Consider the following 6329-nt stretch of genomic DNA (forward strand, 5'->3'; position numbering starts at 1 on the left):
AAGCCTGGTTGTTTCAATCCAGGTGCCCGGTTTTTCATCATCTGCATAAACGTATACTGAACCGGGAAAATTTGTATTTCGGGCTTCGCCTACAAAAATGGTATTTTCTCCCAATGCCATGGCGCCTCCAAATCCCTGGGCCATTGCGGGAGTTGCTTGAAAAAGGAGCAACAGCACAAAGCTGTAAGCAACGCGGATCGTTTTCATTGGTCGTAATGATTAGCTGGTGAGGTGAAGGTAAGCGTTATATATAGGGAATTGTCCCGAACAATAAAACCAGCGTACCCGTAGATGCATGACGCATCTCTCAATATTGAAAAGATTTAACATATTATGGCTAGCACACCCGAAGACATGGCGCAGACCATGATCAACAACCTTGAAGCAAAAACAGGTAAGGACCTGGGCGCATGGATTCAGATCGTGAAGGAGAGTGGGCTTGAGAAGCATGGGCAGATAATTAAGTTGTTGAAGACGGAGCATGGAATTACGCATGGATTTGCAAACTTGATTGCTCACAAGGCAAGAGCAGCCGGCGAGCCTGTGCCAGCAGCGACAGATCTCGTTGCCGCCCAGTATGCGGGTGCCAAAGCTGAGCTAAAACCCATCTATGATCAGCTCATCAAGATCATTGAAGCTTTTGGCGATGATGTGACCATAGCGCCTAAGAAAAGCTATGTCAGCCTCCGGCGGAGTAAGCAGTTTGGGCTGATCCAGCCTTCGACAAAAACACGCGTTGACGTGGGAATAAATTTGAAAGGTGTAGCACCAACAGACCGACTTGAGGCATCCGGCAGCTTTAATGGCATGGTCTCGCACCGTGTTCGGGTTACGGATGCTACGCAGGTGGATGATACACTGGCTGGGTGGTTGCGCGATGCCTACGATGCTGCCTGACCGCATCTTTTGATGGGATCCTCCCGTAATTAGTATTAAAGAATTAATTTTACACGACGGGGTATCCCATGCATTATCAGAAAACTTCCTGGTTTACATCGATTGGTTCATGTTTGCTCTTGCTTTTGTTTGTGCTCGCAGGTTGTGCATCGCCGGCAAATGAGACTGCTGCAGAACTGCAAGAAGAAGCGCTGCACGCTGAGCCGCCCGGAGAAGTAGAGCCGGCAGGCGAAGTAGAGCCGGTGGGAGAGGTTGAGCCTGCTGGAGAAGTAGAGCCGATTGGAGAGGTTGAGCCGGTTGGGGAAGTAGAGCCCGCCGATGAAGTAGGGCATTAATCCGCCGGGAAGGCTTAAAATTAAAAGAGGTATGGCAACCAGATTGCCATACCTCTTTTTGCTTGTAGCAAGTCTGTTAGTGCGCCAAACCCAAATTAATTACGGCTTGGGAATACCCCGACGAGGGCAACGCAGCTTGTCATGGCCAGGTAAGGCATACGGTTTTCGTGCGCCTGGTTGCCGCCTACGTTATGGGTGGTAACTGCAAGGCCATTCACATCGATGCTACTGATGGCGAGGTTGTCCAGGGAGACGGTTACGGTTGGTGCAGAGATGGTACCATCTGAGGTGCCGCCTGATCGTTCAGCTACCCCTGAATCGCTACCGCTTTGCCGCAGAATTTTTTCCTGGGTAGCCGCAACCGTGGCGGTTGCGGTACCTGTCATGGTTGCGGTAGCTGATGAAACGCCCGAAGCTGTGCCCGGGTGATTGTGAGAGGGCATTTCTGCGATTGATAAAGTCACTGTTTCTATTCCGCCTCTAGCACCCATTGGGTAATGGTGCAAACCTGGGCTCTGGCCGGCGGTCACTACAGCGCGTCCCCGGAGGTCTGGCAAGGCGAAAGTAGTGCGCCCATCGCCGCCATACATTGTGCCATAAAGCGAAAAGAGTGCAGTATTTTGTGCGATGGAAAGCAACTGACCTTGGGCCGGCGTCCAGCCACGGGGGCAGAAATTAAATCCGAATGTGGCAACTTGGCCAATATATGGATCAGTTTGGGCATTCGAATCTGCGGGCGTTACTGCTGAAACGCCGAAGATGAAGCAGCAGCAAAAAAGTAATTGTTTTACAGTGCGCATAGTATTCTCCTGATAAAAAGATGCATCCAGTTTTGCATTAGTCTGGGTGCGTGGGAATCCAAAAGTGGAATGGTTGTCTTTTGGGGACAGTGTTCATGAATAGACACACCAAAAAGCTGCAAAAAGGCGCATGGCTTACGGGAGAATTTTCTCTAAACAGAAAAAGGCGAGCCGAAGAAATCGGCTCGCCTTTCTGGGATCAGCAAAAAACTGTTTTATTTCATCAGCATAAGCGGCCGGGTTTGGGCACGCTCGTCAAGTGTGATGCGGATGAAGTACATGCCGGCTGGCATATCACCGGGCTCCCAGGCAAACTGCTGGGTGCCGGCAGCAGCCTGTTCATCTGCCATCTGGTGTACGCGGCGGCCAAGCACATCAAATACATCTACGGCAAGTGCTGCTGGCTGCTCCAGCGTAACTTCAACCTGCACGCGGCCCTGTGCCGGGCTCGGGTAGATGTCGAAAGAAGTCAGCACGCCACCCAGCTCATCTTCAACTGACGTTGCAGTCTGGCCGTAGTTGTAGGTATCGCGTTCGTCGTTTACCAGCGCTGAGCGCTTACCTGTACCGTCGTCAATCTGGTATATTTCTTCGATGGGGTCGCCGTCGCTGTCATATGTGGCGAAGTAGGCGAAGTCGGTAAACCAGCCGCCGGCGCCATCGGGTAATTGATCGAGTTCTTCGATCAATAGGTCCATGTCGTTATACGTTGACAGGATGCGGTTGGACGGATCAGCTGTACCTAACAACAGACTAGAACTCAACTCCTCAATGGGAAGTCCGGCGTCATTAAGGGTGAAGACTGTTTGCTCAAAATTGAACCAGCCACCCATGCCATCAGGAAACTGGGAGAGTTCAGTGACCATGTTATCCTGGTAGGTCTTCGTCTCTCGGGTCAAAAACTCCCAGGCAGACATATCTCCATTCCAGGCTTCAAACAAACGGATGGACTCCCTGCCTTGATCGTCAAATTCAATCGTCTCCCGAGAAAAATTCTCAAACATCCCGGTGCTTTCGTCTTCTCCCTGTGAAATCGTGATGCTGCTCTCATCTGTAATCACTGTTTCAGAGATGAAAAGTGAATTCCATTCACCATTTTCAAGTTCTTGTCCTTCAAACCTGAGCTGGTTACCCATGTCGTCCCATTCAGAAAGAATGCGCTGCATACTAACCCATTCAGTTCCGCTCCAGGTATCAAATATCGACTCTGAAACGAAGCCATTGTTGTCTCTTGCAACAATGGTTTGCCGTTCTGCTGGTACCCAGCTAGCACCATCCCATTCGTTGCTAACAAATTGTGTCTGGAGGTCGCCATTGTAAAAAACCTCAAAAAATATGTTGTTAACCCAGGCTTCGTTTTCCCATACCTCACCCAGAACACTCGCCAATGGATCGTCGGCGCTGAGTTTGGGTAATTTGGCATGGGCTCCACGAGAAAGCAGGCACATGTGTTTTTGCTCTGAGGTAAGGTCGCTTTGGGCCAGTGTGAAATAGGTACCAGTTGTACCCTCCAACATCTGGGCCGGCAGCAGTTGCTGATCTGCCGCCTTGGCTGTCAGGCTTTCGATTGTGGGGCATTGTTGTGCTGCTGCGATTTGCACAGAAAATACGAGCAACAACAGGGTAAATAGCGTAACCGTTCTTTTCATAGGTCGGATGTGGGGTTGATGTGTTTAATAAAAGTGTGCGCATCTTGAATGAGCGAAAGGCGCGCATTAAAAGTATATGCGTAAAAAATAGCAAATTTACGCCATATTTAAACAGATATCTCCCGGATCCGATGGTTCTTGTACTGCACTCAACACCCGAAGCTGCTGTAGGCATTACGGAAGCAGTGTGACAGGGTAGGAATGTACGCGGTCTTTGAACCGCAGTCGGACAAAATACAGGCCGGCCGGGTGTGCAGAGGTGTCCCAGTTCAGGTGCATTGCGCCAGTGAGGGGTGCCGCTTCGCGCAACGCGGCAACTTGCCGGCCCAGGATATCAAACACGGCAATTTCAACGGATGCCGGTTCGGTGGTTGAGAGATTAATAGTAATCGGGGTATTGGCCGGGTTAGGGAAAATATCGACGGCAAATTCCATGGGTGTGGCCGTTTCTGTAGCTGTTGTGGTGGGTTCGTAGGTGAAGGTATCCCGTTTGATGTTCAGCCATGTGCCAGCGCTGCCCGGTACCTGGTTGTACAACTGGTTCAGACGGACAAGGATGTCTCCGTCTGCATCGTGGGTGATAAAATCCCCTTCGTCGTTTGTCCAGACATTCACAAGGTCAAGGAACTGGTTGATAATTGAGATGGGATTGTTGTGGCCGGCTTCATAGGCAAAAACCGTCCGGTTAATACTGGGAAAAGGCTGGAAGAACTCTCTGGTCAGAATTTCTACGAGACCACGATCGTTAAACTGGCTGGTCAACGTAAAGACCGTCTCCCATTGGTTAATCCCTAAATAGGCCTGGGCGAGGAGTGTCGCCGAGGAGTCTGTGTAAATGGTGATTTGCTGTCCGGTTGTATCCCATTGGCTCGTGTTTTCATTAAAGTCTTCGAACAACCAGCGCGTATTCCGATTCAGTTCATCATAAGAAGCCGACAGACGGGTTGTCGCAACGGGGGAGCCGAATTGAAAGAGTGTGGTTTGTGCTTCTTGTAATAAATCATCTTCATCGATAGAAGTGGTGACACTTGTTACCTGCCAGGCATTGGCAACCCAGTCTTCACTTCTTACAGTTGTCGAATTGGCAACGGTATCCCGCGATGTTATTTCGCGCTGGGTGTTGATAAATGTAGTGCCATTCCAGGCGCTGGTGACAATTTCTCTTGTGGCACCGTTGTAAAGGTATTTATTCTTGGAAACAGGCAGCCAGATCTGGTTGCCGACACTCCAGCGCGACTTGTTGGCTTCATCGAGCCTATCCATCTCGTCATAGATGAATTCGGTTAATTCATCGGGCCGCCAGGACTGCGTCGCATCTTCCCACCGTTCACGGTTAACTGTCCCAAGCGGATCATCTGCACTCTTGGTTGCATTTTGAGCACCCTGTGTAATACATGCCTGTTGTGCTGGCTGGTATTGGCTGTTGCCGTGTGGGTGTGCTTGCGCTGCGAGATCTGTATAAAGGAGGTTGCGCAAATCCACCTGTTGCTCCGTGAGCGTTTGAGCTACAACCGGGTAAAACAGGCAATTTTGTGCGGATACTGAAACCGCGGTCAGCGTAAAGAGAACAATAGAGCAGGTATAGAATGCACGAGCCATGGTAATCCTGTGGGTAATATCGCAGGGAACGAAGGGTGTATGCTGAACAAAACGGATTAGGCAATCCAAAAACGACACGCAGGTAGTATGGTTGACGTACGGAGATTTTACAAGTTGCTTACTTTAGCCTGTATTGCGCTGGCCGGCACCGCCATCGCGGGTTGTCAGATTGGGCTAAAAAAGCAGCCTGCGCCAGATTTTGGTGACTACAGGATTATAGGATATGTAAACACAGATACAGACATCCGCCAAATCGATCCGCATAAGCTGACCCATATTAACTTTGCTTTTGCTCGGTTGGACTCTACAGGTGCCATCTATTTCAGAAGCGCCGGCTCCGAAGCGTATCTTGCCCAACTGACCGCATTACGTAACAGAAACCCTTCGCTTCAAATTGTGCTTTCTATTGGCGGATGGGGGGCAGACTACTTTTCTGATGTTGCGTTGAACGATACATCGCGCCGCGATTTTGCGATGAAAGTGGTCGACCTTGTCCGTGCACACGACCTTGATGGTGTGGACCTGGATTGGGAATATCCGGGCCAACCCGGCCCTGGGATCAAGTATCGCCCGGAAGACAAACTGAATTTTACTTTGTTGTTGCAAACGGTCCGGCAGCATTTGGATCTGGCTGGCGCTGAAGATGGGCGTGACTATATCCTTACCATTGCATCAAGTGGCAGCCAACGGTACTTCGCCAACACGCAAATGGATGTGCTGCATGCGTATTTAGATTTTATCAATGTGATGGCGTACGATTTTTACACAGCAGGGTCGGGGAAAACGGGGCATCATGCAGGTCTTTTCAAATCATCTTACACAGACGATACAGATCGCAATGCTGATGACGCGGTCCGGCGTCACCTGGAAGCCGGCATACCTGCGGATAAAGTTGTGCTGGGGGTAGCCTTCTATGGCAGAGGGTGGACACAGGTCAGCAAAACAAACAGTGGCCTGTACCAGTCAGCCGGCCGGCCTACCCGCGCATATACCTATCGCGAACTGACAACAGACTACATCAACAAAAGAAGCTTTGATCTTTATTGGGA

Annotated in this window: 7 protein-coding genes; 3 read left to right on the plus strand and 4 right to left on the minus strand. The window is 50.3% G+C overall.

Annotated features, from left to right (window positions below; all coding sequences use genetic code 11):
* Positions 1-207, minus strand: a 207-nt coding sequence (locus tag AAF564_25330) for a hypothetical protein (protein MEM8488892.1), incomplete at its 3' end; no start/stop codon positions are given.
* Positions 208-333: 126 nt separating this feature from the next.
* On the opposite strand from AAF564_25330, the gene AAF564_25335 reads away from it, so the two are divergent.
* Both AAF564_25335 and AAF564_25340 read left to right on the plus strand, forming a co-directional pair.
* Positions 334-897: a DUF4287 domain-containing protein gene (locus tag AAF564_25335; GenBank protein MEM8488893.1), complete on the plus strand. Its 564-nt coding sequence runs from the start codon at positions 334-336 to the stop codon at positions 895-897.
* Positions 898-965: 68 nt separating this feature from the next.
* Positions 966-1232, plus strand: a complete 267-nt coding sequence (locus AAF564_25340; protein ID MEM8488894.1) for a hypothetical protein — start codon at positions 966-968, stop codon at positions 1230-1232.
* Between the two features lie 95 nt (positions 1233-1327).
* On the opposite strand, the gene AAF564_25345 is transcribed toward AAF564_25340, so the two are convergent.
* The 3 genes from AAF564_25345 to AAF564_25355 form a co-directional block, all read right to left on the minus strand.
* Positions 1328-2032 carry a tail fiber protein gene (locus AAF564_25345; protein MEM8488895.1) on the minus strand — a complete coding sequence of 235 codons (705 nt, stop codon included), beginning with the start codon at positions 2030-2032 and terminating at the stop codon, positions 1328-1330.
* 215 nt (positions 2033-2247) lie between these two features.
* Positions 2248-3681, minus strand: coding sequence for a T9SS type A sorting domain-containing protein (locus tag AAF564_25350; GenBank protein ID MEM8488896.1), 1434 nt, complete (start codon positions 3679-3681; stop codon positions 2248-2250).
* Positions 3682-3855: 174 nt separating this feature from the next.
* Entirely contained in the window at positions 3856-5280 is a 1425-nt protein-coding gene (locus tag AAF564_25355; GenBank protein ID MEM8488897.1) for a T9SS type A sorting domain-containing protein, read from the minus strand.
* 87 nt (positions 5281-5367) lie between these two features.
* Between AAF564_25355 and AAF564_25360 the strand changes: the two genes are divergently transcribed.
* A partial coding sequence (locus AAF564_25360) for a glycosyl hydrolase family 18 protein (protein ID MEM8488898.1) occupies positions 5368-6329 on the plus strand: 962 nt, incomplete at its 3' end.

The sequence above is a fragment of the Bacteroidota bacterium genome (assembly GCA_039111535.1).
Lineage (GTDB): Bacteria > Bacteroidota > Rhodothermia > Rhodothermales > JAHQVL01 > JBCCIM01.

Bases quoted from the DNA above. Each gene is read 5' to 3' on its own strand.
- AAF564_25335 (MEM8488893.1), top strand. From the start codon at position 334: ATGGCTAGCACACCCGAAGACATGGCGCAGACCATGATCAACAACCTT.
- AAF564_25340 (MEM8488894.1), top strand. From the start codon at position 966: ATGCATTATCAGAAAACTTCCTGGTTTACATCGATTGGTTCATGTTTG.
- AAF564_25345 (MEM8488895.1), bottom strand. From the start codon at position 2,032: ATGCGCACTGTAAAACAATTACTTTTTTGCTGCTGCTTCATCTTCGGC.
- AAF564_25350 (MEM8488896.1), bottom strand. From the start codon at position 3,681: ATGAAAAGAACGGTTACGCTATTTACCCTGTTGTTGCTCGTATTTTCT.
- AAF564_25355 (MEM8488897.1), bottom strand. From the start codon at position 5,280: ATGGCTCGTGCATTCTATACCTGCTCTATTGTTCTCTTTACGCTGACC.